Origin of the sequence: Vibrio sp. S/42/10 (genome assembly GCF_029890535.1) — a bacterium.
Lineage (GTDB): Bacteria > Pseudomonadota > Gammaproteobacteria > Enterobacterales > Vibrionaceae > Vibrio > Vibrio cyclitrophicus.
Window position 1 is genome coordinate 171,044 of record NZ_JAKMZC010000009.1, and the last position, 16,716, is coordinate 187,759.

The window sequence follows — 16,716 nt, forward strand, 5'->3', positions numbered from 1 at the left end:
TTGTGACCTGTTGTGCAATAACTTATTTATCTTGAATTTGGCTCGATTAGGTATGCCATTTTATTTAAAGTTAGCGTTATAGTATCGGCAAAAATTCAATTACCTCATTTTTATTAAAGCTAGAAGCTAATATTAGACTTCTATATTTATTACACGCACAACATTAAGGTTTAGCAATGACGCTTAAAAGCTTGGCATGCACCATCAGCACAGTTCTACTGGCAGGTTGTGGTTCGACGGTCGCGACGCAAACATACAACGCCGATCTGATCATCACCAATGGACAGGTTCTAACAATCAATTCAGAAATGGATGTGATTGAAGACGGTGTAGTTGTGGTGAAAGATGACCAGATCATCGCTGTTGGTAACGAGGATTTGATTACTCAATACCGCGCTGAAAAGGTGATTGACGCTCAAGATGGAATCGTTATGCCGGGCATGGTCAATGCTCACAACCATTTGCCTATGATAGCGTTTCGTGGCTTGGGGGAAGAGGGCATCTCGAATCGTCTGTTTGCTTACTTCTTCCCACTTGAGGAAGAAAAGCTAAGCCGTGAATTGATTTACAACGCAACCAAACTTGGTTCTATCGAGTTGGCGCAAAGTGGTGTCACGACTTACGCTGACATGTATTACCACATGGACGAAATGGCTAAGGCGACCAAAGAAGTCGGCCTGCGCGCCGTGCTGGGTGAAACCGTGATTAAATTCCCAGTGGTTGATGCCAAAGAACCTTACGGCGGCATCGAGTATGCCAAAGGCTTTATTGAGCAGTACAAAAACGATGAGTTAATCACACCTGCTTATGCACCACACGCGGTGTACACCGTGAGCAAAGATAAGCTGCAAGAAATCAATAAACTGTCGGCTCAATACGATGTACCCGTGTTGATTCACGTTGCTGAATTCCCGAATGAAGAAAAGCGCATCAAAGACGAAACCAAAGCGACATCGCCAGTTGAATACATGGATGAAATCGGTGTGCTTGATGAGCGTGTCGTGATTGCTCACGGTATCCACCTGTCAGAGAACGATCAAAAGCTACTCAAGCAAGCTGACGCGGGTATCTCATACAACCCAATGGCGAACGCCAAAGGTGCGACAGGAATAGCTCCTGCGTGGGAAATGTACCGAGCTGATATGCGTATCGGTTTAGGCACAGACGGGCCAATGAGCTCCAACCAAGTTGATATCATGCGTACCCTAAGTTACGCAGCGAACATGCAACGCTTAAAGCATTCAGACCGCACCATCATGATCCCTGAGCAAGTGATTGAGATGGCGACATTAGGCGGTGCGAAAGCTTTGCACATGGAAGATCAAATCGGTTCTCTTGAAGTCGGAAAGAAAGCAGATATCGTGATTGTAGAGACACAATCAGCGAACATGATGCCAAATTACGACCCATACGCGACTTTGGTTTACCAAGCGAACCCAAGCAACATCGACACTACTATCGTTAACGGCCAAATCGTAATGGAAAACCGTGTGATGCAGACGGTTCAACTGGATGAAATCCGCCAAAGCGTCGATGAGTTTGAAACAGATATCAAAGCGTTTGCCAAAGAGCTTTCTAAGAAAGCGATCAAGTCGAAGAGTTTGATGGATTAGGCCGTGAATCGGATTCTAAAATCGAATAGAGTGAATGAATAAGTAAGGCCGACATCACGTCGGCCTTTTTGTTACGAACTCCTCCAGAACCTTACTCCTTGAACCTCAGTTCTTTGGATGAAAGCAACACTGGGTTAATTGAGGTTGCGCTTGGTTAGTTAGAGAATACCTTGGTTAATTGGAGCAACTGTTGCCGTTAGGAATACCGCTACCTAAGAACTCGACGCGAATTTGTTCGACATCTTTTAGGTACTGGTTGTTCGTTTGCTCGGTTTTATCAAAGTTGTTGAGCGTGACATTCCATGATGAAAACGGAGTGGGTTGGAAGTAGGCGTATTCGAATTTATTCGCCACGGCACCATCGGTGATGATGCTAACATCGTTGGTGGTTGGATCATCTAGGCGGTAATAGAACGCGCGTGAAACAGGGTTAGAACTGAACTGATAGTCCTTGTTCTCATATCGGTCTAAATAGTTACCCGAACTGGAAACTCGCAGGTTGAGTTGCTTGCCATAAGGTAAGTTTTCACCCTCTAAGAACACTCGTACCGTGGAAAGCCTAACGCGGTCAAACGAACACAATTGGACTTGTTCTAGTGGAATGGTGAAGTTTAGTTGTCCGGTTGTTGCAAAGCTCTCTAGTTGCTCGGGGCTAGAAATGGTGTAGTTGTCGATGGTGAAATCTTGTGGTGCTGGTTGGAAAGAAGACAGAGCATTTACATACTCACTTTCGACAGTAGCCAAATCAAATTGGTAGTCCAAGTAGCTTTTATTCAGAGAAGGCGTAACTTCGCTTGGCTTCAATGCCCAATATTCGTATGCCTGAACATAGTTAGACAAAGCAACGAACATCGGACGCTTAAAGTGCATCAATACTCGTGATAGTTCACGTTCAATCGAATCGAAGCTGTCGGTGTCTACTTGATAACCCTCGATCGCATCGTTCAATCTTTGTTGTTGATTGATAGTCACATTATTGGTGAGTAAGAGGTCTACCAACTTCGCTTGCTCGTGAGAAAAGTTAAGCTGCGTGATGTTAATTGCCTTACCGAGCAGAACCTGCTTTTCGAGTTCGAGTAGGTATTGTCTTGATCCTTTGATACCTAAGCTATCGGCATATCTTAAGTTGCTGCGGATCTCGGTGATCATCAGATCCCACGCCAGATTGCTTTCATTGATGGTTGGGATGTTGAAGTTAAAGCCATCCATCGCTTCAGATACCTTCTGGAGCTTGATGGTTGATTTAATATCCGCGGTTAACTGAGAAATGCCAGAAATCGTTTTGGTCACGCTATCAATAATGCCTGTGACGGACTTGATATTGGTGACGAGGTTTTTCGCTTTTTCTAATGCTTCAGGTGTTTTAGCCAATTGCTCGGTTAGGTCATTCACACCAGAAAGGTTGCCTGTGAATACCCCACTCACGGCACTTCCAATTTCGGCTATTGCTTTGAATATTGCGAGAGCCGCATTGAGTTGTTGTTGGGTTTTCCAATTCTCGACACCAACTAAATAAGTGGTTTTTGAACTGAGAGTGACTAGTTCTTGTGCTTTATATTGGCTATCGACCTCGGTCAGGCTATCGCCTATCTTGTCTATGTTGGATTGGGTTTGTGTGATGATCGAACTCTGAGCGCGTAGAACGTCTTCGATGTTAGCGAGTGCTAACTTGGCGGCTTCAATCTTGTCTTCAATGACCGTGTTTCTATCTTGAATAATGTCCCATTGAGTTTGATACGCGATCATAGCGTTCAAATAGGCTTCGTATTTATCTTGATATAACACCTTGTCAAGATAAGGAACGTAATTGCTCTCTTTGGTGCTGAAGCTAATGAATTGCTTGAACGCGACCGTTTGTAGGTAAAGGTCGGAAAGAATCGGATCGTCTTCCACCACTGAACCTGAGTAACGCAAGCTCTGTTCAATCCAGTTGATGAGGTCGAGGCTAAGCTTTGGGTTGGTATCGTATAAGCTGGCTGCCATATCAAACGAGCGATTAACAATGTCTGTAAAAGGTTCAGTAGCCAGTTTCATTTGCCCAGTAATGTTCGAGTCAATGGTCGTTCTTCGGTAGTGCTCTCCTGCTAAGACAACGGATTCACCATCTCCTGTATTTCCTGTTAGGGCATCTCGTGTAATGCTGCCATCGCTTTGGAAAGCGAGTACATTAATCGGTGTTTCTATTTCGCCGGCAATCACAGAAATTGAGGCTGCAGAGCCTTGCTGTCCGAGCACAAACGTCGGCGTGCCTTGGCCAACGATTTTCCGCGCAAAAATAAGGATGTTTTGGTTGTTTACAAGCAAGTTGAAATTCTCTGGAATTTCAATGGTATCTGCAAAAACGACGATTTTTGAGGGTTGAGTGACGTAAAGGTTTTGTTCTGCTATCCAATCACTGAGGTTGATGTGTAAATCGGATGTGGAACGAGATAGAACGCCGACATCGGAATAGGCCGATTGAACCCAAGTTGGGTATTCGGTTGAATTGGGTAAATTGTTCAGTTCAAGCCAATCGCTAGAAAAAGCCTGTGGAGAGAATGAAAGAGAAATAATAATAGGTAGAAGTCTCATATTGATGTCCTGTCGAAATTAGTATTTGCCAAATTTTGGGTAGCAGAAGCCAGCACCATAATTTTGATAAGGTGTGGCTTTCTGTTAGGGATATATTTTTGGCTATTGCGTTATATTTTTGTGTTTTTATATGATCGAGAGGTCTATGGACTATTCCATTTCTTGGATATATGCATTGTTTGCGAACGCTTTTGCTTTCTCACTAATATTACTCCAGTTACTTTCTGCAACCGTTGTATTGGCAAGAGCACCTATTGCGCCTAGCATTGCGTCGTCTTTCATGATGTCGGCATTATTCTGGGCTTGTTCTAAAGCAACGAGCAGTGAAGTAAAGTCGGCATTCATTTTCTGCCAATTTAGTTTCAGCTTATTAATATGTGGAATCGCATTTTCTATTTGTTGAGAAATCATATCGATACTCTCTGAAGAGCGATGATAAGAGTTATATATTTTCTGTGTGTAAGTTAACTGGTCTTGAAGCTCTTTTACTTCGTTTTGTAATTCGTTACGAAGTTTGCGTGCTTTTTCTGCTTTATCGCCATATACGCCCATGATTGGACCTGCAACCAGAGGGAACCATGCATAAGTCACCGCGGTAGAGGCGACCGTAACGTAGTGAGTGTAATCTTTGTTGAGTTGAGTAATACGCGCATTGATGTCATTCACTCGCTGCTGAAGCGCGCTGCCATCGTCGCTTAGGTAACCGTTGTGAGTGCCTTCCAACACATCTAACTGCAATTTTTGTGTATCTAATGTAGCTGAAAATTCCAATAGGTTACCGCCAACGTCAGACACTTCTTGTTGGTATCTCATGGAAAAACTCTGCAGGCTTTTCAGGTAAGCGATCGCCACCTTTCTATTGCGTTCTACCGCTTCGATATCTTCTGGGAGCGGCGAGAATGCTTTGGCCAGCATTTCATTCAAAGCATCACTAAGTGGGTTAAGCATGTAGTCTTTAATTTGGACGTAATTGGCCAAGCTTAATGAAAGACCAACGATGCTTGGATAAAGATCTTTTTTCCAATAAAAGGCGGTATCGTGAATATTTGAGTATTGCTGAACCAGTGCTTGGAAATTAGAGAAAGGAATGTCGTTAGGAATACTTAAAGTCGACTTCATACTGGCTTCTGTCACGGGTAGGGCCAAAGCACCTTCTACATAGGCTTGAATCTGATACCACTCTTGTTGCTTAAGAATAAAGTTGTCAGTTTCTAAATCGATAAAGACGCCATTCTCACCAATGATCGTGTCGTAGGTAACTTGAGGTATGTTTTGTTCAGCTGACGCTTGGTTGATTTGAACTGGAGCGGCTTGAGAAGTGAGTGCAAAAGAGGAAAGTAGCCCAATTGATATCGAAGATAATACGAGTGTTTTTGTGATTTTTTTCATCGTTTAGCCCTGTTAGATTTGTTATTAGCTTTTTGCAAAGACAATAATCCCCCTACCACTTGATGGCATTTTTTAAATATTTATGAAGGGTTATTGAATATTTTAATATTGTTATTTTTGTGATTATTTTTTGTTCTTTAAAACTAACCTCTTTAATGTGTTTTTTGTTTTTATAAGATTTGGTCAATCTATAGCAGATTTATAATGAAAAGTTCTATTTAGGTCACACATTTGGATTTATATTGGTCGTTTGTTGATCTATTGAATTTAATGATATTTGAATCATTAGTTTTGGTTCTTTTGTCAGGCTAGTTATGGAAAGGCCTCGAGAGGTTTTCATTCTATTCATAAAGGTGTTAAATGATAAAAATATAATTATCGCCATTATTCTTATTATTACTAAATCTGTTGATTAATTTAATGAATATATAAATAGAACGAGCGTTTTAAATTTGATCTGTGCCAAACAATGTACGGGTGTTTTTATAATGACGGGAATTTTTATTAGCGAATGTTTTATTAGGTGATCTTATATTAGGTGTAATTAAATTAGATTATATTCAATTAGATTGTATTTAATTAGTTATTGTTTATATTTCCGATTTAATAAAGGTAGAACTATTTAAAGAAATAGATTGATACAGATTGAGAGGCAATCATGTTTGCAGATTTTTTGGGATGCTTGCGGGTGTTTTCTAATGCTTATAAGTTTACCCACCAAAGCCGTTCGCTTTGGCCTACAGTCTTTGATGGGCAAGTATCTTAGTTAGTTGTTATTCATCGCCAGTTTACCTAGCTTCATTGCGGCAGAATGGTGGCGGTGCATCAGTTGCTCCATGTCTACGCCAATAACGGCACCATCGTTAACTCGCCATTTTCCGGCCACCATCACTTTATCCGCTTGTTGAGCACCACAAAGTAGTAATGCAGCGAGTGGATCGTGGCTACCAGAGAAACGAATATCATCGAGTTTGAACATTGCGAGGTCGGCTTGTTTGCCAACCTCTAGCGTACCAATGTCGGTTCTGCCCATTGCGCGTGCTGAGCCTGACGTTGCCCAGCGCAGTGCATCGAGGTGTGAAATATTGGCAGAACCATATTGCAGGCGTTGTAGATACATTGCCATGCGCACTTCGGCAATCATATTTGAACCGTCGTTTGAGGCGGAACCATCAACACCCAACCCGACTTTTACGCCTGCTGCTTCAAGATCGTTGTTCTTACAAATACCGGAAGCCAGCATCATGTTGGACGTCGGGCAATGGCTGATACCAATGCCCGCTTTACCCAAACGTTTGATCTCTTCTGGATTGAAGTGAATACCATGAGCAAGCCAAGTGCGTTCATTCAGCCACCCCACATCTTCTAGGTAATCCACAGGGCGTAGGCCAAATTTCTCAATACAGAAGTCTTCTTCATCCAAGGTTTCGCATAGGTGAGTGTGCATCATCACGTTCTCACGCTCACTGATCTTGGCGGTTTCTTTCATCAGGTCTGTAGTGACTGAAAACGGCGAACAAGGCGCGAGTGCGATTTGAATCATCGCCTCTTCATCACGCTGGTGGTAATCGCGAATTAAGCGTTGGCTGTCATCAATAATGGTTTGTTCAGTTTGAATGGTGTGTCGTGGAGGTAGTCCACCTTCATCTTCTCCAAGGCTCATGGAGCCACGCGTAAATATCGCTCTCACACCTAGCTTCTCTGCCGCTTCGACTTGTAAATCGATGGCATGCTCAAGCCCGTTTGGTAGCAAGTAATGGTGGTCTGACGCGGTGGTACAGCCCGACATCATTAACTCGACCAATGCTAGCTCTGTAGCAAGGCTCATCATCTCAGAATCGAGGTTAGCCCAAACTGGGTAGAGGCTTTGTAGCCAATGGAAGAGTTCTTTATTGAGTGCGCCAGGGTAGGCACGCGTTAGGGTTTGATAGAAGTGGTGGTGCGCATTGATAAGCCCGGGAGTTACAACATGACGAGAGGCGTCGACGCTGTAATCTACGGGTAAGGTCGGCTCTTTGTGTTTGCCAACCAATTCAATGACTTTATTACCTTTAATGACGATTCCGCCTTCTGCATCAGCCTGTGAGCCAGTGTAGATTGCGAGAGGATTCTTAATCCAGATTGTTTCCATTCATAGTAGTCCTTAGCCATCTCAGCCTTTTCAGGGAAGAGGGTCTTTGTTGGTATTTGCTGTTGATAGATAAATTCGAATCAGGGGGCGTTAAAACGTTCAATGTTCTAATCATTCCCTGATTCTGTGAAAATCGGTTTTACGCTAGTCAGTGAACCAGTTAAATTGGGGAATCAGCTAGTTCGTTTTTGGCTCAGGATTTTCTGATGCCGCTTGAACGTCTGCTTCTGTACTTGCATGTTGAATCTCTAACTGCTCGCCTGAGTGTAGTTCTTCTTCAGCCTGTTCTTTCATTTTTAGCTCAACTTGCGCTTGGCTCTCGGCTAACGCTTCTTGTTCTTCAGCTTTTGATGATTTTGGTAACACAAGGTTTAGCAGAACCGTCATGATGGTGCCTGTGGTAATGCCCGAGTGAAGGAAGTTCGCCAAATCATGCGGTAAGTGTTGCAGCAGTCTTGGTTCGAAAGTTACCGCCAAGCCAGACGCCAAACCTACACAGATTACCAAGGCATTTCGTTTGGTGTCTGCGGCTTTGATCAACATGCGGATACCCGCGTAAGCAATCATACCGAACATCACAAAGCCCACACCACCCAAAACAGGTTTCGGAATCGTGACGGCAATAGCAGCTAATTTCGGGAATAAACCGCCTAAAATTAGTAAACCACCGGTTGCAGCCACTACATAGCGACTTGCTACCCCTGTGATACCCACAATGCCGACGTTTTGGCTGAACGACGCCAATGGCATCGCTGTTAAAATCGAAGATAAGGTACTACCAAGGCCATCGCCTAACAGCCCACGTTTTAGATCTTTACCGCTGACTTGGGTTTGGCAGTTGTTGCCCAATGCCATGAAGTCACCCGTTGCTTCGGCGATCACCACGATGTACACCAAGCTCATACTGATGATGGCACTGGCAGAAAAGGTAAAGCCATATTTGAAAGGTTCAGGTCCGCCAACCCAAGCGGCAGAGCTGATTTGTTCAAGGTCGACCATACCGAGCGATAGCGCCACAATGTAGCCGCCCGCTAAACCAATCACGATGGCTGAAGCGGCAACCGCGCCTTTACAGTAAACCGATACACCAACCACAATCCCCAAAGAGACTAGAGCTAGAAACAGTTTTGGTAGCGTAGCGAATTGTTCCGTGTTGGCAGGAGAATCTCCGACCCAATTCATGGCAACCGGTAAAATGGTTAAGCCGATTAGGGTAACCACCACACCACTTACCACGGTTGGGAACAGTTTCCGAACCTTGTCCATATAGAAGCTGGCACCAATCACGACAAACGAGCCGATAAGCGCCGAGCCCATGATAGCGGCGACACCGCCTTCGTTACCGATTGAGATAGCGACACCTAAAAAGGCAAAGCTCGAACCCATAACAACGGGCAGTCGAATGCCAACAGGGCCAAAGCCGAGACATTGAGCGACGGTTACAATACCTGACGCTAGTAGCGCAGCATTGATCAGCGAGACGATCTCTGTGTTAGGTAGGCCGATAGAAGCGCCGACAATGAGGGGAACAGCAACAATGCCACCAATCGAGGCGAGCATGTGCTGTAAAGCGAGTAAAAAGGTTAAGCCGTGAGGCGGTCTTTCATTTAGGGTGTACAGAAGTTTCATTTGATATTCCTCTGCCTGCGTTTCCGTTTACAGGCGATTGGCGGTCAAATAATGACTTCTACAAACTGCGTAGGGTCATAAAAAAGGTGCACTAACCGAGCGGAATGCGTCTACACTCCGCTGATTAGCACTATTAGCTTTTTCTTAAAAATGTTGTTCTAGCATGTGTCTTAATAGCTTGGCTTGTGAACAAACCAAGCACTCATTCTTGAGCCATCTCTAAATGACCAAATGTCTAAGAGACGGCTCAAGAACGATTTGATTAACCGATGAACACGAGCTTCGCGACAAAAATCGCGGCTAGGAAGTACATCGAAATTGATACGTCTTTTGTTTTACCTGTCGCCAGTTTCAGCACTGTGTAGGTAATGAAACCCAGTGCGATACCATTCGCGATAGAGAACGTCAGTGGCATCATTAACGCTGTAATAGCTGCGGGAGCACCGTTGGTGAAGTCTTTCCAATCCACGTGCTGCATGCTGCTCATCATCACAAACGCCACGTAAATCAACGCGCCAGAAGTAGCGTAAGCGGGGATCATGCCTGCAAGCGGTGATAGGAAAATCGCTGCTAAGAACAACACGCCAACCACAATCGCTGATAAGCCAGTTCGCGCACCTGCTGCAACGCCTGCGGCACTTTCTACGTAACTGGTGACTGGTGGACAACCCACACACGCACCTGCCACGCTTGAGATACTGTCGGCTTTCAGCGCTTTGCTCAAGCCCTCGATCTTACCCGTTTCAGGGTTGGTTAGGTTTGCGCGCTCAGCTACGCCCATCAAAGTACCCGCGGTATCGAACATGTTTACAAAAAGGAAAGCCAAGATAACGCTGATCATCGAAACATCGAGAGCACCCATAATGTCCATTTTTAGGAACGTAGGCGCTAAACTTGGTGGAGCTGCGAAGAAGCCGTTGTACTGCACTAAGCCAAGCATCATGCCAACCAGAGTCACACTCAAAATTCCGATTAACACGGCACCAAATATTTTACGCTCACTGAGTACCGCGATGATCAAGAAGGCGATAGCGGCCAGTAGCGCTTCTGGTTTAGTAAAATCCCCTAAAGAAACCAAAGTCGCTGGATTTTCGACGACAATACCTGCTGTTTTTAAGCCAATCAGACCTAAGAACAAACCAACACCCGCTGTCATGGAGTAACGCAGACTCACTGGGATACTTTCGATTATCCATTGTCGAACCTTGTAGAAACTCATCCCGACAAACAAGATGCCGGAGATAAACACCGCACCCAGTGCGACTTCCCAGCTGTAACCCATTTCGCTTACAACCGTGAACGAGAAGAAGGCATTCAAGCCCATGCCCGGTGCAAGGCCGACAGGCCAGTTCGCAAATAGTCCCATTAACAAACAACCGATCGCAGCACCAATACAGGTCGCGACGAATACCGCGCCTGAATCCATGCCAGAAGCGGCCATGATTTGTGGGTTAACGAAGATAATGTAAGCCATGGTTGCGAAGGTGGTGACACCGCCGACTAACTCATTTTTTACGCTGCTTCCATGGGCCTTAATTTTAAAAAATTTCTCTAAAATTCCGTTGTTCGCATCTTGGTTGAGTATTTCTGTTTTACTCTCACTCATGTCAGCAAGTCCTTTTATGTTGTGATCCATTTATTGAATACAGCGAGATTTCAATATTAAGTTTTATGGTTTTTTCCTAGCCGTTATTTCTTTAGTTATCTGTTGTTTAGTCATCAACTCTCTAACTAATAACGTTGTTAGTATTTTTATATGAGCGTGTTTAGTGAGTGCACACCCTTTGGGATGTACACGTTAATCTGTTTATTATTCGACGGTTGAGCTTAGTTCGAAGTTCTAGGTCACGGGACTAACTGCCCCGATAGGTGGAGAAACTGTAAGGCGAGACGAGAAGAGGAACGTGATAATGCGCTTCTGGATCATCTAAGCCGAAACGAATAACCACGTCGTCTAGGAAAGGCACGCCATCCAGCTCTACGCCTTTACTTCTGTAGTAATCGGCTACGTAAAACACCAATTGATACTTCCCCGGTCGGAAATCATTCCCTGCCAGAATCGGTGCATCGGTTCGGCCATCGGAGTTGGTGAGTACCGTCACCAGCTTTTCTGTTGAGCCTTCGTTGACCTTAAAAAGCTCTACCTTTATCTCTGCACCCGGTAAGCCGTGAGTAGTGTCTAATACGTGTGTTGTTAGTCTTCCCATAGTCCTTTAATAGCGCTTTTGGCGCTCCTCTGTTCCGTGGTTTATCTGTCTATTTCGACCTTGCAAAGAATGCAACTGGTCACTTTGTTATCACTAACTATGTACGAACTGTACACAATTAGTAAAGCTAATTGTTATAAAAATGTTGGTTAATCTGTCGTTTTTCTTGACTTTATAGATCTTGATTATCGCTTTTTAATGAACTTGAGTTTTGTTAACTTGTTGTTTTTAATTCAAAAAGTTGCGACCATTTAACTTGAATAACAAAATCTTTACATCGAGATAAATAATTGTATACAATAAATGTACAGGGGTAAGGTTACTCGATTTTTGGAAAGTCCATTAACTGATTTATTTTGATGAACCAGTGAAAGAGCGGCCAAGCCAACCACTTATGTTAGGAGTACTTGGATGAATAAGGATTATTCAAGGAATTTGATCGGTTATGGAGCTAACCCTCCAAACCCTCAATGGCCAGGTAATGCGCGCGTCGCGGTTTCTTTTGTATTGAACTATGAAGAGGGCGGTGAGCGTTGTTTGTTACATGGAGACGACGAGTCTGAAGCTTTTCTTTCAGAGATCCCGTCAGCACAGCCGATCAAAGGCGAACGTCACATGAGCATGGAATCCATTTATGAATATGGTAGCCGCGCGGGTGTATGGCGTGTTCTTCGCTTGTTCGATGAATATGAAATCCCATTGACCGTCTTTGCGGTTGCTATGGCGATTGAGCGTCATCCAGACGTTGCTAAAGCCATGGTCGAGGCGGGTCACGAAATCTGTAGTCATGGTTATCGTTGGATTGACTATCAATACATTGATGAGTCTGAAGAGCGCGACCACATGAGCAAAGCGATTGAGATCATCCAACAAGTGACGGGTCAACGCCCACAAGGTTGGTACACAGGTCGAACGGGTCCAAATACGCGTCGCTTGGTAGCAGAAGAGGGCGGTTTTCTTTACGACTCGGATGCCTACGATGATGACCTGCCTTATTGGCACATCGAAACCGGTCATCCGCAATTGGTGATCCCTTACACACTCGATGTGAACGACATGCGTTTTTCAACGGCGCAAGGCTTCAACTCGGGTGAGCAGTTCTTCCAATACCTAAAAGACACGTTTGACACCCTTTATATGGAAGGTGAAACCGCACCGAAAATGATGTCGGTTGGGCTTCACTGTCGTTTGATTGGCCGCCCCGGTCGTATTGCTGCATTAAGACGTTTCTTAGATTACGTCAAACAGCACGACAGCGTGTGGTTGTGTCGTAGAATCGATATTGCTAACCACTGGCACCAACATCATCCATATCAACCAAATAACGCTATTCATCAACCGCAAAAGTAGCAGTGAAGCAAGGAGGCTTAACGTGACTAAATTTCGATCATGCCAACCAACAACCATGGACCGCGATATCTTTGTCGCTCACTTCGCTGACGTCTACGAACACAGCCCGTGGGTTGCAGAACTGGTGTATGACCAAGGTTTGAATGCCGAAGACGACCATATCGAGAATCTTCATCTGAAAATGGCATCGACTTTGTTAAGTGCAGACCAAGGTAAACAGTTGGCTTTGATCAATGCTCACCCGGATTTAGCCGGTCGAGCAGCAGTAAACGGCGAACTTACCGAGTCGTCGACCAAAGAACAAGCGGGGGCGGGCATCGACCAGTGCAACGCCGAAGAATTTGAAAAATTCACTTCTTATAACAACAGCTACAAAAGTCGCTTCAATTTCCCTTTTATCATGGCGGTGAAGGGAGCCAATCGTTACCAAATTCTTGAGTCGTTCGAGATGCGATTAGGAAATGATAGTGAAACTGAGTTTGCTACGGCGATTCAAGAGATCAACAAGATCGCGATGTTTCGTCTCTGGGATATGTAAGTTAACGGAGTTAACAGCTATCTCAGCCCAGTCTTAGTGCGCTAAGAGTATGCTTTATAAGCGAATAAGCCACTAAGTTCTCATTTTATTATTACTTGATTAATTTCATAGGATTACACGGACATGACCCATAAATTTGAACAGTACATAAACCTTGCAGATGAAAAACTCGGCGCAAAAGCTATTTTCGCAACAGATGATTTTTTCGCAGATAAAAGCCGTCTACTCAGCCACGCAGCACCAGAGTGGAAAGACGACTTATACGACGATAACGGCAAGTGGATGGACGGCTGGGAAAGCAGACGTAAACGCGGCGAAGGTTACGATTATTGTGTCGTTCGCCTTGGCCTAGCTGGCACCATTGCTGGCGTTGATATTGATACCTCATTCTTCACAGGTAACTTCCCACCTTCGGCATCAATTGATGCGTGTTATTCACCACAAGGTGAGCCAACTGATCCAACAGAGTGGCAAGAAATTCTGCCTTCAATGGCACTACAAGGTGATCATCATCATCTTGAAGCAATCGAAAGTGACCAAGTATTTACGCACCTACGTTTGAACATCTATCCAGACGGCGGTGTCGCACGCTTACGTGTTTATGGCCGACCAAGTGTGGATTGGGAAGCAATAGATTCTCAGCAACAAGTCGACCTAGCATCGGTTGAACACGGTGGTAGAGCACTCGCATGTAGCGATGAGCACTACGGCAACAAAGCCAACATCTTAGGCCCTGGCCGCGGTGAAAACATGGGTGATGGCTGGGAAACAGCACGTCGTCGTACACCGGGTAACGACTGGGTTATCGTGGCACTAGGCCACCCAGGTAACATCGAACGTATCGTCGTGGACACGGCTCACTTCAAAGGTAACTACCCTGACAGCTGCTCGATTCAAGCGGCTTACGTGAAAGGCGGTACCGACGACCAAGTCGAAACACAAAGCCTATTCTGGCGTGAACTGTTGCCCGCACAAAAGCTGCAAGCACACGAGATTCACGAATTCATTTCTGAGGTAAACGACCTTGGTGCAATTACCCACGTACGTGCAAACATATTCCCAGATGGCGGTATCAGCCGTTTGCGTCTGTTTGGTACGAAGGCGAAATAGGTAAGGAAATCAGATATGAGTAATGGAATACGTCGTTTATCCATCGAACCGTTAACCAAGCTGGCTTTTGCAGAGTTTGGCGATGTTATCGAGTCCGATAATAGTGATTTCTTCATGATCAACAGTGGATCAACACGTCGCTACCACAAGTTAGCGACAACGGATGTACAAGACCAAGATGGAGAAGCCATCATCAGCATCTTCCAGGCCACACCGTTGAGCTACCCACTGACCATCAAAATGTTAGAGCGTCATCCACTTGGCTCTCAGGCATTCATTCCATTACTTGGTCAACCCTATTTAATTGTTGTTGCGCCAAAAGGCGACGATCCAACATTAGCCAATAGCCGAGCTTTCATGAGCAACGGCCGTCAAGGAGTGAACTATCACAAAGGGGTGTGGCATCACCCAGTTCTCGCCCTCACCGATCAAGACCAGTTCTTGATCGTCGATAGAGGCGGCGAAGGGCACAACTGTGACGAAGTTTATTTCGACAGCGATCGAGTGGCATTGCATTTGGAAGATTTGCCAACGGAAGACAACAAGGAAGAGCAACGCTTAGCTAAAGCGTTGTGATACAGGAGTTTATTATGGATCCGCATATTACAGAATGGTTGAATTTAGCAATACGCTGGGCTCACATGATTGTTGGTGTTGCGTGGATAGGCGCATCATTTTACTTTGTTTGGTTAGAAAACAACCTTAACCGAGTTAACCCTAAAACGGGCCTTTCAGGTGACTTATGGGCGATTCACGGCGGTGGTATCTATCATCTAGAGAAGTACAAACTTGCGCCACCAGAGATGCCAGAGCACCTGCACTGGTTCAAATGGGAAGCTTACTTCACGTGGATCACCGGTGTGTGTCTACTGGGTGTGGTTTACTACCTCAACGCTGAAATTTACCTGATTGCACCGGGCTCTGGCCTTGATTCAACAACGGCAATCGCGATTGGTATTGGTTCATTCGTTGCTGGTTGGTTTATTTACGACTTACTGTGTGACTCGCCATTAGGTAAAACCCCCGTGTTGCTTGGCGTTGTGCTGTTTGTACTACTAGTCGCTGCAACATATGGCCTAACTCAAGTGTTCAGTGGTCGTGGCGCTTACATCCACGTAGGGGCCATCATTGGTACCATCATGGTGGGTAACGTATTCCGCGTTATCATGCCGGCGCAGCGTAACTTAGTGAAAGCGATTGAAGAGAAGCGCGAACCGGATCCTGCATTGCCAGCGAAAGGCTTACTGCGTTCTCGTCACAACAACTACATGACACTGCCAGTGCTGTTCATCATGATCAGTAACCACTTTCCAAGCACTTATGGCTCGGAATACAACTGGTTGATTCTTGCTGGGCTAGCGATCTTTAGTATCTTGGTACGTCACTACTTCAACACCCGTCATGGTAGCCAGAAGTTTGCATGGACAGTACCTGTAGCGGCATTGGGGATGATCACGCTTGCATTTGTTACCTCGCCTTACGCGAAAAAGCAGATGACTCCGGTTGTACAAGCGCCAGTGGTTCAAGAAGTGCAAGTAAGCGCGACTGAATCGACGACAGAAGAGGCTGTTTCGAACGGCACAGCTTCAACGACGACTCGTTCTCAAGCTGTTCCTGCAGACCACGCAATGCAAACGGCTAGCGCAGGCGTAAGCTTTGAAACCATCAACAAAGTCATTCAAGAGCGCTGTTCTGTGTGTCACTCCTCAACCCCGAGCCACGCCGCTTTTGCTGCTGCGCCAGCCGGTGTGATGTTTGATACCCCAGAAGAGATTAAAGCCAACGTACCAAGAATTGTTGCTCAAACCGTAACAACCAAGGTGATGCCGCTTGGCAACATGACTCAAATGACCGATGCAGAACGTGCACTCATCGGCACTTGGGTTGAGCAAGGCGCGACGCTTCAATAACAGTACTTTGTAATAACAGTACTTTGCAATAACAGTAATCAGCACCCTTTACCTAAGAGCATGAGTCTTAGGTGAGGCTTGGGGAGAGTTTGGTTTCGGGCACGCGCCAAACTCATCCCACCCTGTTTCCCCGGTTCCTATAACCGGGGCTTTTTGTTTTTGGGCAATCGGGAAAGTGAATTATCTATATGGATGAAACTCATCTCATATTTTAGTATTATCTAATAAAAATATTAAAGGGAATGTATGAGAGCGATTAGGATAATAT

At 45.1% G+C, this 16,716-nt stretch carries 12 protein-coding genes; 6 read left to right on the forward strand and 6 right to left on the reverse strand.

What is annotated here, in order from left to right:
- Window positions 1–176 precede the first annotated feature (176 nt).
- Window positions 177–1,613, forward strand: a complete 1,437-nt coding sequence (locus L8S15_RS12205) for an amidohydrolase (RefSeq protein ID WP_102336861.1) — start codon at window positions 177–179, stop codon at window positions 1,611–1,613.
- Between the two features lie 174 nt (window positions 1,614–1,787).
- Here the strand turns inward: L8S15_RS12205 and L8S15_RS12210 are convergent, their stop codons facing one another.
- From L8S15_RS12210 to uraH, 6 genes are all read right to left on the reverse strand, one after another.
- Window positions 1,788–4,184 carry a hypothetical protein gene (locus tag L8S15_RS12210; RefSeq protein ID WP_280573278.1) on the reverse strand — a complete coding sequence of 799 codons (2,397 nt, stop codon included), beginning with the start codon at window positions 4,182–4,184 and terminating at the stop codon, window positions 1,788–1,790.
- A 150-nt stretch (window positions 4,185–4,334) separates the two neighbouring features.
- Window positions 4,335–5,573: an alpha-xenorhabdolysin family binary toxin subunit A gene (locus L8S15_RS12215; protein WP_016785510.1), complete on the reverse strand. Its 1,239-nt coding sequence runs from the start codon at window positions 5,571–5,573 to the stop codon at window positions 4,335–4,337.
- Between the two features lie 766 nt (window positions 5,574–6,339).
- Window positions 6,340–7,704 carry an 8-oxoguanine deaminase gene (locus L8S15_RS12220; protein ID WP_280573281.1) on the reverse strand — a complete coding sequence of 455 codons (1,365 nt, stop codon included), beginning with the start codon at window positions 7,702–7,704 and terminating at the stop codon, window positions 6,340–6,342.
- 177 nt (window positions 7,705–7,881) lie between these two features.
- Window positions 7,882–9,333, reverse strand: coding sequence for a nucleobase:cation symporter-2 family protein (locus L8S15_RS12225; protein WP_010432711.1), 1,452 nt, complete (start codon window positions 9,331–9,333; stop codon window positions 7,882–7,884).
- Window positions 9,334–9,595: 262 nt separating this feature from the next.
- The gene (locus tag L8S15_RS12230; RefSeq protein ID WP_010432713.1) at window positions 9,596–10,939 is read right to left on the reverse strand and encodes an NCS2 family permease; all 1,344 of its coding nucleotides are present in this window, start codon (window positions 10,937–10,939) and stop codon (window positions 9,596–9,598) included.
- A 247-nt stretch (window positions 10,940–11,186) separates the two neighbouring features.
- Complete coding sequence (uraH, locus tag L8S15_RS12235) at window positions 11,187–11,540, reverse strand: hydroxyisourate hydrolase (protein WP_010432716.1); 354 nt, start codon at window positions 11,538–11,540, stop codon at window positions 11,187–11,189.
- A gap of 411 nt (window positions 11,541–11,951) precedes the next feature.
- Here uraH and puuE point away from each other — a divergent pair, with 411 nt between their 5' ends.
- From puuE to L8S15_RS12260, 5 genes are all read left to right on the forward strand, one after another.
- The gene (gene puuE / locus L8S15_RS12240; protein WP_010432718.1) at window positions 11,952–12,890 is read left to right on the forward strand and encodes an allantoinase PuuE; all 939 of its coding nucleotides are present in this window, start codon (window positions 11,952–11,954) and stop codon (window positions 12,888–12,890) included.
- Between the two features lie 22 nt (window positions 12,891–12,912).
- Window positions 12,913–13,428 carry a 2-oxo-4-hydroxy-4-carboxy-5-ureidoimidazoline decarboxylase gene (gene uraD / locus L8S15_RS12245; RefSeq protein WP_010432721.1) on the forward strand — a complete coding sequence of 172 codons (516 nt, stop codon included), beginning with the start codon at window positions 12,913–12,915 and terminating at the stop codon, window positions 13,426–13,428.
- A 123-nt stretch (window positions 13,429–13,551) separates the two neighbouring features.
- Complete coding sequence (alc, locus tag L8S15_RS12250; protein WP_102277682.1) at window positions 13,552–14,538, forward strand: allantoicase; 987 nt, start codon at window positions 13,552–13,554, stop codon at window positions 14,536–14,538.
- A 15-nt stretch (window positions 14,539–14,553) separates the two neighbouring features.
- Window positions 14,554–15,114, forward strand: a complete 561-nt coding sequence (locus L8S15_RS12255) for an ureidoglycolate lyase (protein ID WP_102277681.1) — start codon at window positions 14,554–14,556, stop codon at window positions 15,112–15,114.
- Window positions 15,115–15,128: 14 nt separating this feature from the next.
- Window positions 15,129–16,448, forward strand: coding sequence for a urate hydroxylase PuuD (locus L8S15_RS12260; protein ID WP_016787541.1), 1,320 nt, complete (start codon window positions 15,129–15,131; stop codon window positions 16,446–16,448).
- The last annotated feature ends 268 nt before the right edge of the window (window positions 16,449–16,716 follow it).

Excerpts from the sequence above, each read along its gene's own strand:
- puuE (WP_010432718.1), top strand. The coding sequence starts at position 11,952 with ATGAATAAGGATTATTCAAGGAATTTGATCGGTTATGGAGCTAACCCT.
- L8S15_RS12220 (WP_280573281.1), bottom strand. The coding sequence starts at position 7,704 with ATGGAAACAATCTGGATTAAGAATCCTCTCGCAATCTACACTGGCTCA.
- alc (WP_102277682.1), top strand. The coding sequence starts at position 13,552 with ATGACCCATAAATTTGAACAGTACATAAACCTTGCAGATGAAAAACTC.
- L8S15_RS12260 (WP_016787541.1), top strand. The coding sequence starts at position 15,129 with ATGGATCCGCATATTACAGAATGGTTGAATTTAGCAATACGCTGGGCT.
- L8S15_RS12225 (WP_010432711.1), bottom strand. The coding sequence starts at position 9,333 with ATGAAACTTCTGTACACCCTAAATGAAAGACCGCCTCACGGCTTAACC.
- L8S15_RS12230 (WP_010432713.1), bottom strand. The coding sequence starts at position 10,939 with ATGAGTGAGAGTAAAACAGAAATACTCAACCAAGATGCGAACAACGGA.
- L8S15_RS12255 (WP_102277681.1), top strand. The coding sequence starts at position 14,554 with ATGAGTAATGGAATACGTCGTTTATCCATCGAACCGTTAACCAAGCTG.
- L8S15_RS12210 (WP_280573278.1), bottom strand. The coding sequence starts at position 4,184 with ATGAGACTTCTACCTATTATTATTTCTCTTTCATTCTCTCCACAGGCT.
- L8S15_RS12205 (WP_102336861.1), top strand. The coding sequence starts at position 177 with ATGACGCTTAAAAGCTTGGCATGCACCATCAGCACAGTTCTACTGGCA.
- uraH (WP_010432716.1), bottom strand. The coding sequence starts at position 11,540 with ATGGGAAGACTAACAACACACGTATTAGACACTACTCACGGCTTACCG.
- L8S15_RS12215 (WP_016785510.1), bottom strand. The coding sequence starts at position 5,573 with ATGAAAAAAATCACAAAAACACTCGTATTATCTTCGATATCAATTGGG.